The organism is Actinosynnema sp. NPDC023658, assembly GCF_040639995.1.
In the GTDB taxonomy this organism is placed as follows: Bacteria; Actinomycetota; Actinomycetes; order Mycobacteriales; family Pseudonocardiaceae; genus Actinosynnema.
In genome coordinates this window covers 1-1,560 of sequence record NZ_JBFAAX010001201.1, presented here as the reverse complement: position 1 = coordinate 1,560, position 1,560 = coordinate 1, and the positions used below count along the sequence as shown (strand labels likewise).

3 protein-coding genes are annotated in these 1,560 nt (G+C 74.9%); 1 reads left to right on the top strand and 2 read right to left on the bottom strand.

What is annotated here, in order from left to right; all coding sequences use genetic code 11:
- Both AB0G02_RS39535 and AB0G02_RS39530 read right to left on the bottom strand, forming a co-directional pair.
- Nucleotides 1–412 (bottom strand): response regulator transcription factor (locus AB0G02_RS39535; RefSeq protein ID WP_360805449.1); only part of this gene is annotated, 412 nt, incomplete at its 3' end.
- Nucleotides 409–1,395 carry a sensor histidine kinase gene (locus AB0G02_RS39530; protein ID WP_360805446.1) on the bottom strand — a complete coding sequence of 329 codons (987 nt, stop codon included), beginning with the start codon at nt 1,393–1,395 and terminating at the stop codon, nt 409–411. The genes AB0G02_RS39535 and AB0G02_RS39530, both read right to left, overlap by 4 nt.
- 70 nt (nt 1,396–1,465) lie before the next feature.
- On the opposite strand from AB0G02_RS39530, the gene AB0G02_RS39525 reads away from it, so the two are divergent.
- The coding region (locus AB0G02_RS39525; protein ID WP_360805452.1) for an AbfB domain-containing protein at nt 1,466–1,560 on the top strand (95 nt) is incomplete at its 3' end.

Here is a 1,560-nt window from a genome sequence, read left to right as displayed (position 1 = left end):
CGCGCATCACGCGCCGGGTGACGGCGGGTGAGAGCAGCGCGTCGCCCCCCGCCACGACGCGGACCGCGTCGCGCAGGTCGTCCGGCGAGGTGTCCTTGAGCAGGAAACCGGCCGCGCCGGCGCGCACCGCGTCCAACAGGTGCTCGTCGGTGTCGAAGGTGGTCAGCACGACCACGTGGACGTGCCCCAGCTCCGGGTCCGCGACGATCCGCCGGGTGGCCTCGATGCCGTCACCACCGGGCATCCGGATGTCCATCAGCACCACGTCGGGCCGCTCGCGGCGCACCAGCGCCACCCCCGCGTCGGCGTCGGCGGCCTCACCGACCACGGTGATGTCCTCCGCCCGGTCCAGCAACGCCCGCAGGCCCTCGCGCACGAGCGGCTGGTCGTCCACCAGCACGACCCGGATCACCACGCCTCCCCGGGGAACTCCGCCTCGACCAGGAAACCGCCGTCCGCCGGGCTGGACGTGCGCAGCACGCCCCCGAGCAGCGCCAACCGTTCCCGCATGCCGATGATCCCCCAACCGGAGCCAGTACCGCTCGCGCCGCGGCCGTCGTCGCGGATCGTCAGCCGCACCCCGTCACCGGCGTACCGCAATCCTATGTGGACCGACCGCGCGTCGGCGTGCCGCAGCACGTTGCTCAACGACTCCTGCACGACCCGGTAGGCGGCGGCGTCGGCCACGGCGGGCAGCGGCACGCGCGGTCCGGTGACCTCCACCCGCACGTCCAGCCCGGCCGCCCGGGTCGAGGCGATCAGGTCGTCCAGCCGGTCCAGCCCCGGCACGGGGGAGTGGTCGTCCGGTGCTCGCAGCGCGCGCACGGTGGCACGCAGCTCGCGGACGACGTCGCCGCACGCGGCGCGCACCGCGACCAGCGACCGGCGCGCGGTCTCCGGGTCGTCCACCAGCGACTCGCGGGCCACGTCGGCGTGCAGCGAGATCACCGACACCGTGTGCCCGAGCAGGTCGTGCAGGTCCCTGGCCACCCGAACCCGTTCCCGCTCGACCCGCCGGGCCGCCTCGCGCTCGCGCTCCAGGTCCGCCGCCCGCGCCTGTCTGCGCAGCTCCGCCCGCCAACGCCGCCGGGAGCGGACGGCGTCCCCCAGCGCCACGACGCTGGCCATGAGCGCGGCGGAGACGACGAACTCGTAGCCCAGCAGGTACGCCAGGTCGTCACCCTCCCGGGCACGAGCGGCGGTCGAGACGACCAGCAGCCCCGCCGAGACGCCCACCGCCCACCGCACCCGTCCCCGTTCCGCGGCCGAGTACAGCGCCGCCGCCATCGGCACCGCCAACCCGACCGGCGGGAACGACGTCGTGTGGTACGCCAGCAGCACGGCGGCCGTGGCCAGGAGCGTGCCGACCGGCCACCGCCTGCGGACCAGCAACAACCCGCCCAGGACCAGCGCGAACGCGTAGGCCGCCGGGTGCGGTGGGGTGGCCGCTCCGAGGTCGGCCGCGATGGTCGCGCACTGCTACTCGTTCCAGTCGGTCAACTTCCCCGGCTACTACCTGCGGCACAACAACATGCGCCTGGTGCTCGCCCGTGACGACGG